The sequence below is a fragment of the Paraburkholderia phymatum STM815 genome, from assembly GCF_000020045.1.
GTDB lineage: Bacteria > Pseudomonadota > Gammaproteobacteria > Burkholderiales > Burkholderiaceae > Paraburkholderia > Paraburkholderia phymatum.
This window is the reverse complement of record NC_010622.1, coordinates 1,287,976-1,304,600: the sequence shown is the minus strand read 5'-3', so window position 1 is coordinate 1,304,600 and position 16,625 is coordinate 1,287,976. Positions and strand designations below refer to the sequence as shown.

The window sequence follows — 16,625 nt, the reverse complement described above, 5'->3', positions numbered from 1 at the left end:
CGCGGTCGAGGCGTAGCCCGACGCAGATCGCGTTACGCGTGTTGCGCACTGTGCCGCTCGTCATGTCGATTTCATATGCGACTTCGTGACACATATGATTAGTGATCCATAACAGTGTTCACGCATCCTCACGATGCGACAATGCACGCAAGCTTGAACCCAATCGCTTGACCGTGACCATCTGAGGAGGTGCCATGTTTCCTGAGTATCGCGATCTGATCTCGCGCCTGAAGAAAGAAGACGCGCATTTCGCGCGGCTTTTCGAGCGCCATAATGAACTCGACCACGAGATTCGCAACATGGAAACGGGTGTCGTGCCCGCCGACGGCCGCAGCATCGAAGTCCTCAAGAAAGAAAAGCTGCGTCTCAAGGACAACCTGTACACGATCCTCAGGCAGGCGCAGACCTCGGCTTGACGTATGCCACATTGTGGGCCGCGCGGTGCGCGTCGATGAGTGACACGCGTCGCGTCGCGGCCCGTCCGGATTTCATCGTAATCGGGAGTTCATGAAGTTGACCGCGCAGCAAGACAATTCAACTGTTCAGGCGGGGCCGCGCCAGGTTTCGCGTGGCGACACCATTCCGGGGCGCACGGCGAGGTCCGCGGAGCTCGCACACACGCATCACGCCACGGGCGCCGCCAACGACCTGCTCGCCAACGGCATGCAGTCGGTGATCCAAGCGGGCGCGATGCAGAGCGCGGACACGCTGTTAGCCGCGGTGAAGACCGTGATGGACGGCATGTCCGCCGACGAGGTGAGCGCGTTGCGCACCCTTCTGCTGGAAGGCGACCCGGCATCGTGGTCAACGGGCAAGCAGCGTGATCCCGACGACGAACTGTCGCCCACATGGCGCGAGGGCGGCTACCCGTATCTCAACCTGATGTCGCGCAAGGCGTACGAAAAGCAGAAGTACCGCTTGCAGGTCGAGTTGCTGAAGCTCCAGGCATGGGTGCGCGAGTCGGGGCAACGCGTGATGATTCTTTTCGAAGGGCGCGACGCGGCGGGCAAGGGCGGCACGATCAAACGCTTCATGGAGCACCTGAACCCGCGCGGCGCGCGTGTGGTCGCGCTCGAAAAGCCGACCGAGCTGGAACGCGGGCAGTGGTATTTCCAGCGGTACGTCCAGCATCTGCCCACGGCGGGCGAGATCGTGCTGTTCGACCGCTCGTGGTACAACCGCGCGGGCGTCGAGCGGGTCATGGGCTTTTGCACGCAGAACGAATATATCGAGTTCATGGAGCAGGTCCCGGCGTTCGAACGGCATCTTGCTCAAAGCGGCATCCATATCGTGAAGTTCTGGTTTTCGGTGAGCCGCGAGGAGCAGGCGCGGCGGTTCAAGGAACGCCAGGTTCATCCGCTCAAACAATGGAAGCTGAGCCCCGTCGATCTCGCGTCGCTGGACAAATGGGACGACTACACGCAGGCGAAGCAGACCATGTTCGCACACACCGACACGGCAGACACGCCCTGGACCGTCGTTCGCTCCGATTGCAAGAAGCGGGCGCGGCTCAATGCGATGCGATACGTGTTGCACAAGCTGCCGTATGCGAATCGCAACCTCGACGTGATCGGTGCGGTCGACCCGTTGATCGTCGCGCGGGCGATCTAGCGCATGCCGTCGGGCGCGTGCAGCGCTATCGCGAACACACTGTCTCGATGGCGTTCAGCACCTTCCCGAAGAACGCGTCCGCGAACTGCGAATCGAGCCAACGCACGATCAGCGCGATGCGCCGCTCCGGCTCGATCCACATGAACGAACTGCCCGCGCCGACGCCGAAGTAACTCGATTCCGGCACGGCGGGAAACACCCGCCGCGAAGTATTAAGCCACACCAGATACCCGTAGTACGGCGCGAGCGTGCACGGCGCGCGCATCCGCGCGATCCATTCAGCCGATAGCACGCGGCGTCCGTCGGCAAGCCCGTCGTCGAGCAGCATCTGCGCGACTTTCAACTGATCGTTCGCGCTCACCGACATGCCGCCGCCCCAGTGCGAGCCGCCTGGCACCGACTGCACACGGCGGCCGCCGAGGTCGAGCCACGCGTCGTCATAGCCGACCCATTGCCAGTGCTCGCTTGCGCCCACGGGCCGTATGATAGCTTCGCGGAACACATCGGGCAAAGGCCTGCCGAGCAGATGCAGCAGCGCGAGCGACAACTGATTGATGCGTACGTCGTTGTATTCCCAGTACGTACCCGGCGGTTGCAGCCCGCGCGGCTCGCCTTTGCGGCCGGCGGGCGGATCGCCGAAGGTCACCGCGCGATAGTGATCCGCCTGATCGGACAAGCCGAAGCACGTGCCTTGCCATTCGCTCGTCTGTTGCAGCAGGTGCGTCCATGTGATGGGCGCATTGTGCTCGTCGTCGAAACCGACGCCCGGCACGCGCACACGCACCGGCTCGTCGGGATCGGGCAGCAGGCCGCGATCGTGCGCGACGCCGGCCAGCAGCGCGAGATACGTCTTTGCGATGCTGAAGGTCAGGTCGGCGCGATCCGGTTCGCCCCATGTCGCAAGCAGCCGGCCATCGACGGCCACTGCACCCGATACCGGCCCCCGGTCGTGAATCGGCCCGAGCAGGCGATTCCACGGCGGCGGGTCGTTCACATGTACGCCGAACTTGCCATCGGCATTGCGGTCCCACGGCGATTCGTGATCGATCGAAAACTGGATCGCTTCTTTCAGTGCTTGCGGCAAATCGGCTTGCATACGTGCGCGTCCCTCGTGATTCATTCGATTCAGTGTGCGTTCAGCCGCGCCCGCGCCCAGACCAGGGTCAGCAGGCTGATGACGGCCGCCATCATCAGATAGAGACCCGGCGCGAGGTTATTGCCCGTCGCGGCGATCAGCGACGCGACCGCGAGCGGCGTGAAACCGCCGAATATCGTCGTGCCGATGTTATAGCCGAAGGCCATGCCCGTGGTGCGTGTGCGGGTCGGAAAGAGTTCGGCCATCAACGCGGGAATCGGTGCGAAGTACGTGGCCTTCAGCAGCGCGACCCAGCTGACGGCGGCGAGCAGCGTCGGCAACGACGGGTGCGCGTTCATGAACATGAACGCGGGATACACCGTGACGAAGAAGAGCGCACCCGCGCCAAGCATGATGCGTGTGCGGCCCACCTTGTCCGACCAGTGTCCGACGATGGGCGTGAGCACCGTGACGATCAACCCTGCGATCAGCGTCGCGATGAAGCCCGACGACGGTGCGAGTCCGAGTTGCCGCGAGGCGTAAGTCGGCATGTAGAGGATCATGTAATTGGCCGTCGTCGTCAGCACGAGCGCGCCGATCGACACCAGCACGCGCGACTTTTGCGTCGCGAGCAGTTCGCGCACGGGCGACTCGGCTTTTTCGGCGCGCTCGAATTCGGGCGTCTCGTCGATGCGGCGGCGGATATAGAGCCCGACGGGACCGATCAGCATGCCGAACAGAAACGGAATGCGCCAACCCCAGCCTTCCAGCTGCGGCGGCGTGAGCATACCCGTCAGCACCGCGCCGAACGCGGACGCGAGCAACGTGCTCGCGCCCTGACTGGAGAACTGCCAGCTCGACATGAAGCCGCTGCGCCTGGGCGCGTGTTCGATCAGGAACGCCGTCGAGCTGCCGAATTCGCCGCCCGCCGAGAAACCTTGCAACAGGCGCGACACGAAAATGCCGACAGGCGCGAGCAGGCCGATCGTCGCGTAGGTCGGCATCAGCGCGACCATCCCCGTCCCGAGCGTCATCATGGCGATCGATAGCGTCAGCGATGCCTTGCGGCCCTTGCGGTCGCTATACGAGCCGAGCACGAGCGCGCCGATGGGCCGCGCGAGATACGACAGCGCGAAGGTGCCGAGCGTGAGCAGCAGCGAGACGGTCGCGTTGTGTGCAGGAAAGAACAGCTTCGACAGCGTGGTCGCGAAGTAGCCGTACACGATCAGGTCGTAGAACTCGAGCGCATTGCCGATCGACGTGGCGACGATCAGGCGCGCGACGCCCTTGCCCGACGTGGCGGACGGGCCGGCATCGTGTGACGCGTGCGACGCGTGCGAGGGATGATGCGCGGTGACGGAATCCATATTCATTGCGACGTCCTCAGGCTGGGGTGGTCGAAACATGCGGAGCGGGATTGGTTGCACCGGCTTCGTGGGCGCCCAGGTCCCAGAAGAGACCGGCCATGATGCGCAGCCCATCGCGCACGACCGGGCCGAGCAGATGCTCGTTCGGCGCGTGCTGCGAGCAGCCGGGGTACGAATGCGGCACCCACAGCGTCGGCATGCGGAGCACGTCGGCAAATACGTCGTTGGGCAGCGTGCCGCCGAGGTTCGGCAGCAGCACGGGTTCGTCGCCCGTCGTGTGGCGCAGCGAGCGCAGCGCCCATTGCACCCATGCGTTATCGGGATCGACGCGGGTGGCGGGCGCGCCGCGCTCCACGTCGAGTTCGATCATGCCGAAGCCGTGTTCGTCGAGATGCCGGCGCACGATCGATTCCAGGTTCCGCCAGTCCGTGCCGACCACGAAGCGGAGCTGCATGAACGCGACGGCCGACGGCGGAATCGCGTTGACAGGCTTGTCGGGGTTGCCCGTGCGAAACGCGAGCACTTCGAGGTTGTTCCAGCCGAACACGCGCTCGGTCGGCGTGAGGCCCGGCTCGCCGTAGTCGGTATCGACGCTCGGCTCGCCCGGATTGCCGCCCACGCCGATGCCGGACAAGGCACGGCGCACGGCGTCGGGAATGGGCGGCGGACGCAGCCCGTCGATCAGGATCTTGCCGTTCGCGTCGACCATCGATGCGATCGCATTCGCGAGCACGATGCCGGGGTTGCGCAGCAGGCCGCCCCAGTTGCCGGAATGGTGGCCGCCATCGCGCAGCGTCAGTTCGAGCTTGAAATTGACGAGTCCGCGTGAGCCGAGAAAGAGCGTCGGGCGATGCGCGGACAGGCGCGGGCCGTCGGATGCGATCAGCACGTCGGCCGAGAGTTCGTCGCGCAGTTGGGTGCACAGCGCATGCAGCCCCGGCGAGCCGACTTCCTCGCCCGTTTCGAACAGCAGTTTCAGATTGAAGCCGAGCTTGCCGCCGCGCGCGTCGAGCACGGCTTTCAGCGCGGCGAGATTGATGCTGTGCTGGCCCTTGTTGTCGGCCGTGCCGCGGCCGTACCAGCGTTCACCGTCGACGGTCACGTCCCACGGCGAGAGGCCGTCGCGCCACTGCGCGTCGTAACCGCGAACTACGTCACCGTGGCCGTAGCTGAGGACGGTCGGCAGCGCGTCGTCTTCGTGACGGTGCGCGATCAGGAACGGGCCTGCGTCTTTCGCGGGATTGTCGACAACGCGGCAGGTAAAGCCCCATTGCGTGAGCAGCGGCGTCAGCTCTTCGTCGAGATAGCCTTGCAGCCGTGCGCCGCTGTCGGCTTCCTGGCTTTCCGTGCGATACGCGACGCGGCGCCGCAAGTCGTCGAGAAAACGGCCGGAATCGTACTGGCCGGCCGCGTTTCGAATGGCGATATCACGAGTCAACGACGGGTCTCCTGTGCGTTGCGCCAAGGCCGGCGCCGGTTCATGGATAAGCAGTCGAACCGATGCTGCCGCCGCCGATATTTCTGCACAATTACAATATTTGCGATCAATCGTTGCCGAAACGGCAAAGCGGACATGGACAACACGGCACTGCGTTACTTCCTGGAAGTGGCCCGCAGCGGGTCGTTGAGCAAGGCTTCGGAGCGGCTCTTCGTGGCCGTGTCGGCGTTGAGCCGGCAGATCGGCAAGCTCGAGGAGGAACTCGGCACGCCGCTATTCGAGCGGCGCCCGCGCGGCATGGTGCTGAGCGACGCGGGGCGCCTGCTCGCGGAGCATGCGCGGCGCAGCCTGCTCGAAGCCGAGCGCGTGGTCGGCGAGATTCGCGGCCTCGCGGAGGAGGGGCGCGCGACGATACGCGTCGCCAGTTCGGAGGGCGTCGCGCCGCATTTTCTGCCGCAAGTGTTCGCGCATTTTCTGAAGACGTATCCGTCGACGCATTTTCAGCTCGACGTGTCCGCGCCTTCCGTGGCGACGCAGCGGGTGAGGGAAGGGACGGCCGATATCGCCGTCTGTTTCAGCCTCGCGCCGGAGAAGGAGATCGACGTGCACTACTCGCAGCGCGCGCCGATCTACGCGCTGGTGCGGCGCGGACATCCGCTCGCCGCGCATCAAGCGGTGTCGCTTGGCGACCTCACGCCGTGGCCGCTCGCGATGGACAACCAGGGCGTGACGATCCGGCAGCTGTTCGATATTTCGTGCAGTCTGGAAGGACTGATCTTCGAGCCGGTATTCGTCAGCAACTATCACGCGGCGCTGCAAAGCTTCGTGCGCCTTACGGACGCCGTGACGCTGACGGGCTATCTGACCGTGCGCAGCCGGCTCGACGCGGACGGGCTGGCGGCGATTCCGATCACGAACGCCGCGCTGCATCAGCGCACGCTGCAGGTTCAGACGATGGCGGGGCGCACATTGCCGCAGACCGTGCAGGCGTTCGTCGATGTGTTGAAGCGGGCGATCGATGCGCCGGAGATCGTCGATTGATTCACCAGGTCGAAGTGTCGAAGGCCAGCGTTCACCGCGCAGCAGACAATAGCCCGAATTGGCAATCGACTATTGACGTTTTTATCGAATACAAAATCAGAGTCATTTAATTGCGCTTTCTTACCATTATAAGAATGGGAAAGAAATGTATGCAATGCACGACTTGATGCTTTCACAATCGACTCATAGAATCCGCAGGTCTGTATTCCGGGAGTAGCTGCAATTAGCCGGTGAGGGCGCATCTGCGAGAGGGATGCGCCCCATTTCATTTCAGCTTCGGTATTGCCTGAATTACCAATTGTTTTACAGGAAGATTGGGAAAGTCTTTAAAGGGTGGCTAAAACGCAACGATAAAGGCGAAATACGGATTCAATCGGATATTCTCCGCGGCACGATAGCATTCGTTATCGGAATAATGGAGAAAAGATGAAAAAGCTCATACTCTCGACCCTCTCGCTCACGCTGTTCGCCACGGCTGGCGCAGCACACGCTCAGAACTCGGTGACGCTGTACGGCCTGCTCGATACGGGCCTGACGTACACCAGCAACGCCGGCGGCCACAGCAATATCCAGCAGGCAAGCGGCATCCTGAACGGCAACCGTTGGGGCCTGCGCGGCTCGGAAGATCTCGGCAACGGGCTAAAGGCGATCTTCACGTTGGAAAGCGGCTTTAATCTGTCGACGGGCGCAATGGGGCAGAACAGCCGTCTGTTCGGCCGCCAGGCATTCGTCGGCCTGGCCAGCAACCAGTACGGCGCGGTGACGCTCGGCCGCCAGTACGACAACCTCGTCGACAACCTCGGCCCGCTGTCGCTGAACGGCACGCAATACGGCGGCACGCTCGCTGCGCACCCGTACGACAACGACAACCTGAACAACTCGTTCCGCGTCAGCAACTCGGTCAAGTATCAGAGCGTCGATTACGCCGGCTTCAAGGCGGGCGCGATGTACGGCTTCTCGAACGAAGCTGACGGCTTCTCGGACAACCGCGCGTATAGCGTCGGCGCATCGTATGCATTCGGCGGTCTGAAGGTCGCGGCAGCTTATCTGCAACTGAACGGCGCAGGGTCGAACAACACGAGCGGCGCAGTGAGCACCGACGCAACCTTCACGGCTTCGCGTCAACGCACGTACGGCGCGGGCGTCAGCTATGCGTTCGGCCCTGCAAACGTCGGTTTCGTCTTTACGCAGACGCAACTCGCGAACGGCACCACTATCGGCACGTCGGCATCGGGCAAGACGAGCGGCATCGCGCTGAACGGCACGGGCGCGCACTTCACGAATTTCGAACTGAACGGCCGCTACGCGATCACGCCGGCATGGTCTCTGTCGGGCGCCTACACGTACACCGATGCAAGCCTGCTCGGCGCACAGCCGAAGTACCACCAGGTCACGCTGCAAACCGACTACGCACTGTCCAGGCGCACCGACGTCTACGCTGAGGCGGCCTACCAGCACGTCGGCAGCACGGGCAGCTCGGGCATCACGGCGCACATCGTCGGCGTCAGCGCATCGTCGAGCGACTCGCAAGTGGTCGGCACCGTCGGTATCCGTCACCGCTTCTAGGCGGCGAGAGCCGCACGCGATGCACGGCATGATGTGACATCGCGTGCGCATCTTGCGCACGCCGCAGCGGCGAACGCGCGTTCCGTGTCCAGGCGGAGCGCGCGTTTTTGCATTGGATTTGCGCAGACGAAAAGCGCCACATCTCGCGCTTCGAGGCCGCCGGCGCGGCCGCTCATGGGCGCTCATAGCCGCTGCCCGAGCAAGCGCGCCGATCGCCGGCCGATCTCACTCATCAGGGTATACCCGCTTCGCAATCGAAATTTGCGCACGTGCCTATTGCGCAAATTATTTTGCACAAAGATACTCAGCGCAAATCGGTTTGCAATCGAGCCGGTTCAACCGTTCATCCACTCATCATCCACTCACCGCGCAAGGGGATCGTCATGAAACTCGTAGCAAAGCTGGCTGCGGCCGCACTCGTCGCCGTATCTGTTCTCGGTCATGCGGCGCGTGCCGAGACCCTGCTGGTTGCCGTCGACACGGCGTTCGTGCCGTTCGAATTCAAGCAGGGCGACAAGTACGTCGGCTTCGACATCGACCTGTGGGAAGCCGTCGCGAAAGACGTGAAGATCGACTACAAGCTGCAGCCGATGGACTTCAGCGGCATCCTGCCCGCCTTGCAGACGCATAACGTCGACGTCGCGCTTGCGGGCATCACGATCAAGGACGAGCGCAAGAAAGTGATCGACTTCTCCGACGGCTACTACGACAGTGGCTTCATGCTGATGGTGCCGGTCACGAGCACGATCAAGGGACCGGACGACCTGAAGGGCAAGTCGCTTGCGATCAAGACGGGCACGTCGGCGGCGGACTACGCAAAGGCGCATTTCGCGGGGACCGATCTGCGTCAGTTCCCGAACATCGACAACGCGTATCTGGAGTTGCAGACGGGACGCGTCGATGCCGCAATGCACGACACGCCGAACGTGCTCTATTACATCCACACGGCGGGCCAGGGACGCGTAAAGGCAGTCGGGCCGCAAATGATGGCGCAGCAATACGGCATCGCGTTCCCGAAGGGCAGTCCGCTCGTGGCGAAGGTCAATGCGGCGATTGCGAAGATCAAGGCTGACGGCCGTTACGCGGCGATCTACAAGAAGTGGTTCGGCGTCGAGCCGGCGAAGTCCTGAACAACATCGGCAGCGGGAGAGTAGCCATGCAGTTCGATCTGTCCGTCGTCGCCGATGCCTTGCCTGCGTTGCTGCAGGGCGCAAAGCTGACGGTGCTGATTACCGTGGTGGGCCTGGCGGGCGGCCTTGCCGTCGGGTTCCTGTTCGGCCTGATGCGCGCATACGGTAACGCCTTGATGCAAAAGATCGCGTTCGTGTACGTGGAATTCGTGCGCGGCACGCCGATCGTCGTGCAGGTGATGTTCATTTACTTCGCGCTGCCCGTGCTGCTGAACGTGCGCGTTGATGCGATGACGGCGGCCGTCGTGTCGATCGTCGTCAACTCGGGCGCGTATATCGCGGAGATCGTGCGCGGCGCATTTCTGTCGGTGCCGCGTGGCCTGAAGGAAGCGGGCCTCGCGCTCGGCATGCCGATGTGGCGCGTGCTCGCGTTCGTGATCGGCCCCGTCGCGATCCGGCGCATGACGCCTTCGCTCGGCAACCAGTTCATCGTGAGCCTGAAGGATACGTCGCTGTTCATCGTGATCGGCGTCGGCGAGTTGACGCGCCAGGGCCAGGAAATCATGGCCTCGAATTTTCGCGCGGTCGAAATCTGGACGGCCGTGGCCGCGATTTATCTGTGCATGATCGGCGTGCTGACATTCTGTCTGCGCACGATGGAAAAGAGGATGCGGATGCTATGAGCGCGCTCGCGAACATGGTGGAATTCAGGAAAGTGACGAAACGCTTCGGGCAAACGACCGTGCTCGACGGCGTCGATCTCGACATCCGCGCGGGCGAGGTCGTCGTGCTGATCGGGCCGTCCGGTTCCGGCAAGTCGACGCTGCTGCGCTGTATCAATGCGCTGGAGCAGATCGACGGCGGCGATCTGATCGTCGACGGCATCAGCGTGCTCGGCGGATCGCGAAAGGTCCGCGAAATCCGCAAGGAAGCGGGGATGGTATTTCAACAGTTCAATCTGTTCCCGCAACTGACGGCGCTCGAAAATGTCGCGTTCGGCCCGCGCCAGGTGCGCGGCATGGGCAAGGAAGAGGCGGAGTCGCTCGCTAAGGAATTGCTCGCCAAAGTGGGACTGGCCTCTCGTGTGAGTCACTACGCGAGCGAGTTGTCGGGCGGGCAGCAGCAGCGCGTCGCGATTGCGCGCGCCCTCGCCGTGAAGCCCAAGCTGATGTTATTCGACGAGCCGACGTCCGCGCTCGACCCGGAACTGCGCCAGGAAGTGCTGCGTGTGATGCAGTCACTTGCAGAGGAGGGGATGACGATGGTTGTCGTCACGCACGAAATGACCTTTGCGCGCAAGGTCGGCACGCGGCTGATCTTCATGGAGCACGGCCATATCACCGTCGACGGACCGCCCGTTGAACTGCTCGACAATCCGCCGAATCAGCGCTTGCGCGATTTTCTTCAACACGTCGAATGATTGTGCTCACATGCCTGCACTCGGTTTGATCGAAGTCTCGGGCTCGCCATACGAGGCGGGCCAGGCGCTGGGGCGCTTCGGCGCGCCGGCGGTACAGGGTCATCTGTTGCGCACCGCTGCGTGGCACGAGGTGATGCAATGGCGCGGCTCGCCGATGGCGGCTGCCATGACGCAGCACGTCCAGCAGCGGTTCCCGCGTATCTGGTCGGAATTGCAGGGACTCGCTGACGGCCTGCGCGTGCCGTTCGAGGATGTCTTCCTGTGGAACTGCCGCGGCGACCTATGGGCCGCATCGCCCGATGGATGCACCACCGTGCTATTGCCGTCGGACCTCGGCACGCGCATCGCCCATAACGAAGACGGCGACCCCGGTTTCGCGGGACATTGCGCGATCGCCGAATGCCGCATCGACGGCAGTCCCGGATTTGCGGCGTTCGTGTATCCCGGCTCGCTGCCGGGACACACGTTTGCGGTGACGGAGGCGGGGCTGGCCGTCACGGTCAACAATCTGCGGCAGCGCGGTGTCGATGCGGGCGTGCCGCGCATGGTGCTCACGCGCGCCGTGCTCGATGCAACGACGCTCGACGCAGCCCTTACCGTGTTGCGCGACAGTCCTCGCGCAGGCGGTTTTCATCTGACGCTCGGCCATCGCGTCCGCGCCGGCTTGCTGAGTGTCGAGTACAGCTCGCATGGCTGCTCGGTGCGGGAGATCGGCGAGCCGTCACTGCATGCGAATCACGCGATTCATCCGGCGATGAGCGGCTTCGCGCAGCGCGTGACGGCCTCGTCGCGGGACCGTCAGCGGCGCGGCGACACGCTGCTGAACGAAGCACGCGAAGCGGGCCGCGCGCCCGATCCGCTCGCGATCCTTGCCGATACGCACGAGGCGTCGTCGCTGCCGATCTATCGCGCCGCGCCCGACGACCCCGATGGCGAGAACACACTTGCAACGGCCGATATCGTGATCCGGGCGTCTCACATAGAATGGGACGTTTATGAACAGCCTGGGACGCCGCCCCGATACCGGTTCATCGATGGACACAGACAAACGCAACACGCGCCGCAAGGCCGCGAATAACACCACCGGGAGCACGGCGAGGGCGCACGTCACAGCGGGCGGCGCGCCGCGCACCGTCGACGGGCTGCGGGAACTGGTGGTGCGCATCGGCCGCGACGAGGCGGACGTCTCGCTCGGCGGCAAGGCGCACACGGTACTGGCGAAGCTGCTTGAGCAGCCCGAGGAAGTCGCCGTGCGCACCATCACGGATCTGGCGACGGCGCTGGACGTGAATGCGTCGACCTTGACGCGCCTTTGCACGAAGCTCGGCTACGCGGGCTTCGCGGATTTTCAAAGCGTGTTCCGCGACAGTCTTGCGCACCGTCATCGGCATTTCTATACGCATCAGGCGCAGCGGTTGGTCGCCGGGAAAGCGGCGCGCATGCAGATGTCCGGGCGCGGCGGCGCATCGCCGGAAATCGACGTCGTCGCGCAATTGGCGCACGAATCGATCGGCAATGTCGAGACCTTTCTCGGTCGCCTGTCGCCAGATGACCTGCGCGGCGCCGCTGCCCTGCTCGCGGACGCGCCGCGCGTACGTGTGCACGCATTACGGCAATTCAGTTCGCTTGCGAGTTTTCTGTGCTACGGGCTCGGCATGATCCGCACCGACGTTGCGCTGCTCGATGCACAAGGACTCGGCGTGGCGGAAGGGCTCGCGCAGTTGCAGCCCGGCGATGTGGTGGTGGTGTCGAGCGTCGCGCCGTACACGCGCAGCGTGGCCGAGACGGCGGCGGCCGCCGCCGAAGCGGGCATGACGGTGATCGCGATCACGGATACGCTCGCGTCGCCGCTCGTCCCGCCCGCGCGTCATGCGTTTCTGATACCGCACGAGAGCAGCTTCTTCAGCAACAGCATGGGCGCGTATCTGATCTTTTGCGAAGGCTTGCTCAACCTCGTCGCGACGCATCTCGGCAAGCGCTCGCTGCAGGCGCTGTCGCGGCGCGAGCGGCTGATCACCGCGCTAGGGATCGAGACGGACTGAGCGGGCCGCTCATCGAGCGGCTCTTCGAATGCGCGAGGCGTGCGGCTATAATCGCGCTCGACTCTCGCCAGGGAAGCTTCGCTCGTGAAAAAGATCGATACCTTTGCGCCCGTTGCCCTGGTTGCGCTCATGCTCGCGGGGTGCTCGTCCGCCGAAAAGGAAGCGCAACTGGCGCAGCAGTATCGCCACAACGAAAGCAGCCTCGCCGCAGCCCAGCGCAATGCGGCCGCCGATTGCGAACAGGCGCAGTGCGACGCCGCGTGGGCGGCAACGAAGCGCTATGTCGAGCAGCATTCGGACACGCCGGTGACACGCGCCGACGCACTGGCGATCGAAACGGACGTTCCGTACAGCTCGGGCAAGGTGGCGTTCTCGGCGACGCGTGTGGCCAAACCCGGCGGCGCGACGCTCACGTTGTTTGCGCAGTGTCGCGGAATGTATGGCACGGATAACGCCAAGGGATCGGATTACGACGAGTGTGCGGAAAAGATACTGAAGACGCAGAACGGGTATCTGACCTATCTGCGGTCGCATGCGTCGGGGCAGTGACGCTTCGAGGCCTCGAACTCATACCTGAAAGCCTGCAAGGCCCGGACGTCTGTTCCGGGCCTTTTCGTTGGTGCGCCGGATGATGTATCGACGCAGCGCGGGCAGTCCCAATGATTGGGACGGGCAGGGGCGCGGCATCGCCGCATCGAAATAGTCGGACTACTTTTAGGGTATACGTTGATTATTCGCTCAAAGGCCGTGATATAGCATTTTCCGCGAGGTCGTCGTCAGGCGCACGCGCATGCACACGTGGTTTGTGAAGTGTGGTGCCGCCCGGCACCGGTGCTTTCCTCGCCTGCGCCGTCATGCACAGCAAGTTATTCAATAACTCAAAGTCTGGAGGATGACATGGCCGGAAAGCAGGACCCCAAAGATGAAGTGCAGGGCATGCGTCGCGGCATGCTGCAAGGCGCCGCCCTGAGCGCGGTGATGGCGCTGCTTGGCGGCGCGGTCACGCCGGCGCAGGCCGCCGAAGGCGGGCCGTTTCCCGCGCACAAGCGTTGGAAGATCGTCTTCGTCAATCATGTGACGACGAATCCCTTTTTCGTCCCGACGCAATACGGCATTCAGGACTCGACCGCGATGCTCGGCATGGACTATCAGTGGACGGGTTCGGCCAATGCCGACATCGCCGAGATGGTCAATGCCGTCAACGCCGCGATTGCCGGGAAAGCCGATGCGATCGCCGTGCCGATCGTCGACCCGAAAGCGTTCGACAAGCCGATCCAGGCCGCGCTCGACGCGGGCATTCCCGTGTTCGCTTACAACGCCGATGCGCCGCAGGGCTCCACGAATCCGCGGCTGAGCTATATCGGCCAGGATCTGTATCTGTCCGGCTATCAGATGGGCGAGCGCATCGCGAGCCTGATCGACAGCGGTCTTGTCGGGCTCTTCATCGCGACGCCGGGGCAGCTCAACATTCAGCCGCGCCTCGACGGCGCCGTCGCCGCGATCAAGAAGTCGGGCAAGAAGATCGATGTGCAGACCATCGCGACGGGGGCGACGGTCAACGAAGAACTGTCGAAGATCAAGTCGTTCTATCTGGGCCATCAGGATCTGAAAGGCATGTTCGCCGTCGACGCGGGCAGCACGCAAGGCGTCGCCGAGGTGATGAAGGAAAACAATTTGCCTTCGAAGGGCGTGCATGGCGGCGGCTTCGACCTGCTGCCGCGCACGGTTCAGTTGATCCACGACGGCTTCCTCGACTTCACGATCGATCAGCAGCCTTACGTGCAAGGTTTCTATACCGTGATGCAGGCGTTCGTGTATCTCGCATCCGGCGGGCTCGTCGGGCCGGCCAACGTCAACACGGGCCTGAAGTTCGTGACGAAGGGTTCCGTCGATCCTTACCTCAACACGTCGACACGCTACGAAGGCAAGAGCACGAAGCCTGAAATCGTGCCGCGCTCGGGAGCGATCAAGGGGTGACGTCTGCCGTGACGGATACCACGAAAGCGCAACGGCCGCGGCTTTGGTCGCGGTCGATCGTGCGCTCGAGCGAGATTCGCATCCTGCTGGTTGCGATCATTCTTTGCGCGTACTTCGAGACCGCGAACCACGACTTCCTGCTGACGGACGCGAGTCTGAGGAACCTCTCGCAGTTCATCGCGCCCGTCGCGATCATCGCGTTCGGCGAGATCATGTTGATGATCGGCGGCGAAATCGATCTGTCCGCCGGGATGGTCTTCGCATTCGCCCCGTTCGTGATGCATTTCGCGCACGAGGCGGGCGCGCCGGCGTGGCTCGCGGTGATCGCCGGCGTCGTGGCGGCGGGTCTGATCGGCCTGATCAACGGCGCGGTGTCGGTGTATCTGCGCATACCGTCGTTCGTCACGACACTCGGCACGCTGTTCTTCGTGAACGGCTTTACGCTGACGATCTCGCGCGGCACACCCGTGTCGCCGCCCGAAGACGGCATGTTCGCCGAATTCATGGGCGCGTGGGGTTACAGCGAAATCATCTGGACGACCGCGCTGGCCGCGATCATGCACGTCACGCTGCGTCACACGCGCTGGGGACTTCACACGATTGCGTCCGGCGCGAATCCGCTCGGCGCCAGCGAGGCGGGGATTCATGTACGTCGTCTGAAGCTCGGCAATTTCATCCTCGCCGCGGTGCTGGCCGGCTTTACAGGCATTCTGGAAGGCTTTCGCATTTCATCGATCGATCCGCAGGCGGGCGGCAATCAGATCATGTTCCTCGCCGTGGCGGCGGCGGTGATCGGCGGCACGCCGCTCGCGGGCGGCTCGGGGACGATCATCGGAGGCCTGATCGGCGCGGCCGTGCTCGGCATTCTGAACGACGGCTTCACGCTGATCGGCATCAACGCCTTCACGTTCAACATGATTCTGGGCGCAGCGATTCTCGCGGCAATGATCTTCAACATCCACGTCGTTCGCCTGGCGCGCAAGGGAGGGGCGTGATGTCGTCGTTGCCCTTGTCGTCGTCCACCTCGCCGGCTCTGGCGTTGCGCGCAGAAGATATCGTCAAGCGTTTCGGCGCGGTGACGGCGCTCGACGGCGTATCGCTATCGCTGCGGCAGGGCGAAATTCTGGGGATTCTGGGCGACAACGGCGCGGGCAAATCGACGCTCATCAAGATTCTCACAGGCTTTCATCAGCAGACGAGCGGCAAGCTTTTTCTCGGCGACGACGAGACCTTGCTGCGTTCGGTCGATCATGCACGCGCGCTCGGTATCGAATGTGTCTATCAGGATCTCGCGCTCGCCAACTCGCTCAGCATCTATCACAACATGTTTCTGAACCGGGAGATCGTCCGTCCCGGTCCGTTCCGCCTGCTCAACCACAAGGCGATGCGAGCGCGAGCGGCGGAATGCCTCGAAGAGATCGGCGTACATGTGCCTTCCGTGGACCTGCCCGTCGAGCAGTTGTCGGGCGGCCAAAGGCAGGCCATTGCCGTCGCGCGGGCGGTCAATTCGAACGCGAAGATCCTGTTGCTCGACGAACCGCTTGCCGCGATGGGCGCGCGCGAGGCGGGGCTGATCATCGACCTGATTTTGCGGCTCAAGGAGAAGGGCGGTCTGTCGATCATCATGATCATGCACAACTACGCGCAGACACTCGATATCGCGGACCGCGTGATGCTGATGCAGCGCGGACGCGTGACGTATGAGCGGGAGTCGGTCAGCACGTCCGTTGCTGAATTGATGGATATCGTGCGCCGGGAGTATCGGGCGATGCGGGGCCAGACGTCGTAATTCAAGGCAGATCTTCAAGCGCCCGCGGCGAGGCAAAGGCAAAGGCCGTCGCCGTACGCTGCGCGCGGGTTGCGCACGAACTGGACGCTATGCAAGCGCCAGTGCGTCCCGCGTACGCGCGTGCGACTTCAACGACTGGATGGCGGACGCGAATCCGTGCGCAGCGAAA

16 protein-coding genes are annotated in these 16,625 nt (G+C 63.5%); 13 read left to right on the top strand and 3 right to left on the bottom strand.

The window, feature by feature from the left end:
- The first annotated feature begins 194 nt into the window (after positions 1–194).
- Positions 195–416 carry a YdcH family protein gene (locus BPHY_RS05900; RefSeq protein ID WP_012400566.1) on the top strand — a complete coding sequence of 74 codons (222 nt, stop codon included), beginning with the start codon at positions 195–197 and terminating at the stop codon, positions 414–416.
- A gap of 91 nt (positions 417–507) precedes the next feature.
- Positions 508–1,611 (top strand): polyphosphate kinase 2, encoded by a 1,104-nt coding sequence (gene ppk2 / locus BPHY_RS05895; protein WP_041763342.1) that lies wholly within the window; start codon positions 508–510, stop codon positions 1,609–1,611.
- 25 nt (positions 1,612–1,636) lie between these two features.
- On the opposite strand, the gene BPHY_RS05890 is transcribed toward ppk2, so the two are convergent.
- Genes BPHY_RS05890 through BPHY_RS05880 form a run of 3 tightly spaced genes read right to left on the bottom strand, consistent with a single transcriptional unit; the run spans position 1,637 to position 5,491 of the window.
- Positions 1,637–2,707, bottom strand: a complete 1,071-nt coding sequence (locus BPHY_RS05890) for a serine hydrolase domain-containing protein (RefSeq protein WP_012400564.1) — start codon at positions 2,705–2,707, stop codon at positions 1,637–1,639.
- 29 nt (positions 2,708–2,736) lie between these two features.
- Positions 2,737–4,059 carry an MFS transporter gene (locus tag BPHY_RS05885; RefSeq protein ID WP_012400563.1) on the bottom strand — a complete coding sequence of 441 codons (1,323 nt, stop codon included), beginning with the start codon at positions 4,057–4,059 and terminating at the stop codon, positions 2,737–2,739.
- Between the two features lie 10 nt (positions 4,060–4,069).
- Entirely contained in the window at positions 4,070–5,491 is a 1,422-nt protein-coding gene (locus BPHY_RS05880; protein ID WP_012400562.1) for a M20 family metallopeptidase, read from the bottom strand.
- 135 nt (positions 5,492–5,626) lie between these two features.
- On the opposite strand from BPHY_RS05880, the gene BPHY_RS05875 reads away from it, so the two are divergent.
- The 11 genes from BPHY_RS05875 to BPHY_RS05820 all read left to right on the top strand — a co-directional run bounded on the left by BPHY_RS05875 (position 5,627) and on the right by BPHY_RS05820 (position 16,456).
- Positions 5,627–6,532, top strand: a complete 906-nt coding sequence (locus tag BPHY_RS05875; protein WP_012400561.1) for a LysR family transcriptional regulator — start codon at positions 5,627–5,629, stop codon at positions 6,530–6,532.
- Positions 6,533–6,958: 426 nt separating this feature from the next.
- Entirely contained in the window at positions 6,959–8,098 is a 1,140-nt protein-coding gene (locus BPHY_RS05870; RefSeq protein ID WP_012400560.1) for a porin, read from the top strand.
- A 383-nt stretch (positions 8,099–8,481) separates the two neighbouring features.
- A complete protein-coding gene (gene glnH / locus BPHY_RS05860) occupies positions 8,482–9,228 on the top strand; it encodes a glutamine ABC transporter substrate-binding protein GlnH (RefSeq protein ID WP_012400559.1) in 747 nt (248 codons plus the stop codon).
- Positions 9,229–9,254: 26 nt separating this feature from the next.
- Entirely contained in the window at positions 9,255–9,911 is a 657-nt protein-coding gene (gene glnP / locus BPHY_RS05855; RefSeq protein ID WP_012400558.1) for a glutamine ABC transporter permease GlnP, read from the top strand.
- Entirely contained in the window at positions 9,908–10,648 is a 741-nt protein-coding gene (glnQ, locus tag BPHY_RS05850; RefSeq protein ID WP_012400557.1) for a glutamine ABC transporter ATP-binding protein GlnQ, read from the top strand. The genes glnP and glnQ overlap by 4 nt, the downstream gene beginning before the upstream one ends.
- Positions 10,649–10,658: 10 nt before the next feature.
- Positions 10,659–11,726, top strand: coding sequence for a C45 family autoproteolytic acyltransferase/hydolase (locus tag BPHY_RS05845; RefSeq protein ID WP_012400556.1), 1,068 nt, complete (start codon positions 10,659–10,661; stop codon positions 11,724–11,726).
- On the top strand, positions 11,683–12,690 hold the full coding sequence (locus BPHY_RS05840) for a MurR/RpiR family transcriptional regulator (RefSeq protein WP_012400555.1): 1,008 nt from the start codon (positions 11,683–11,685) through the stop codon (positions 12,688–12,690). Before BPHY_RS05845 ends, BPHY_RS05840 begins: the two co-directional genes overlap by 44 nt.
- An 84-nt stretch (positions 12,691–12,774) precedes the next feature.
- Positions 12,775–13,239 (top strand): hypothetical protein, encoded by a 465-nt coding sequence (locus BPHY_RS05835; RefSeq protein WP_012400554.1) that lies wholly within the window; start codon positions 12,775–12,777, stop codon positions 13,237–13,239.
- 348 nt (positions 13,240–13,587) lie between these two features.
- On the top strand, positions 13,588–14,667 hold the full coding sequence (locus BPHY_RS05830) for a sugar ABC transporter substrate-binding protein (RefSeq protein WP_012400553.1): 1,080 nt from the start codon (positions 13,588–13,590) through the stop codon (positions 14,665–14,667).
- A 56-nt stretch (positions 14,668–14,723) separates the two neighbouring features.
- Positions 14,724–15,662, top strand: coding sequence for an ABC transporter permease (locus BPHY_RS05825; RefSeq protein ID WP_244304904.1), 939 nt, complete (start codon positions 14,724–14,726; stop codon positions 15,660–15,662).
- Positions 15,662–16,456 (top strand): ATP-binding cassette domain-containing protein, encoded by a 795-nt coding sequence (locus tag BPHY_RS05820; RefSeq protein WP_012400551.1) that lies wholly within the window; start codon positions 15,662–15,664, stop codon positions 16,454–16,456. Before BPHY_RS05825 ends, BPHY_RS05820 begins: the two co-directional genes overlap by 1 nt.
- The last annotated feature ends 169 nt before the right edge of the window (positions 16,457–16,625 follow it).

Excerpts from the sequence above, each read along its gene's own strand:
- glnQ (WP_012400557.1), top strand. The coding sequence starts at position 9,908 with ATGAGCGCGCTCGCGAACATGGTGGAATTCAGGAAAGTGACGAAACGC.
- BPHY_RS05885 (WP_012400563.1), bottom strand. The coding sequence starts at position 4,059 with ATGAATATGGATTCCGTCACCGCGCATCATCCCTCGCACGCGTCGCAC.
- BPHY_RS05875 (WP_012400561.1), top strand. The coding sequence starts at position 5,627 with ATGGACAACACGGCACTGCGTTACTTCCTGGAAGTGGCCCGCAGCGGG.
- glnH (WP_012400559.1), top strand. The coding sequence starts at position 8,482 with ATGAAACTCGTAGCAAAGCTGGCTGCGGCCGCACTCGTCGCCGTATCT.
- BPHY_RS05870 (WP_012400560.1), top strand. The coding sequence starts at position 6,959 with ATGAAAAAGCTCATACTCTCGACCCTCTCGCTCACGCTGTTCGCCACG.
- BPHY_RS05840 (WP_012400555.1), top strand. The coding sequence starts at position 11,683 with ATGGACACAGACAAACGCAACACGCGCCGCAAGGCCGCGAATAACACC.
- BPHY_RS05830 (WP_012400553.1), top strand. The coding sequence starts at position 13,588 with ATGGCCGGAAAGCAGGACCCCAAAGATGAAGTGCAGGGCATGCGTCGC.
- BPHY_RS05900 (WP_012400566.1), top strand. The coding sequence starts at position 195 with ATGTTTCCTGAGTATCGCGATCTGATCTCGCGCCTGAAGAAAGAAGAC.
- BPHY_RS05845 (WP_012400556.1), top strand. The coding sequence starts at position 10,659 with ATGCCTGCACTCGGTTTGATCGAAGTCTCGGGCTCGCCATACGAGGCG.
- BPHY_RS05890 (WP_012400564.1), bottom strand. The coding sequence starts at position 2,707 with ATGCAAGCCGATTTGCCGCAAGCACTGAAAGAAGCGATCCAGTTTTCG.
- BPHY_RS05820 (WP_012400551.1), top strand. The coding sequence starts at position 15,662 with ATGTCGTCGTTGCCCTTGTCGTCGTCCACCTCGCCGGCTCTGGCGTTG.
- glnP (WP_012400558.1), top strand. The coding sequence starts at position 9,255 with ATGCAGTTCGATCTGTCCGTCGTCGCCGATGCCTTGCCTGCGTTGCTG.
- ppk2 (WP_041763342.1), top strand. The coding sequence starts at position 508 with ATGAAGTTGACCGCGCAGCAAGACAATTCAACTGTTCAGGCGGGGCCG.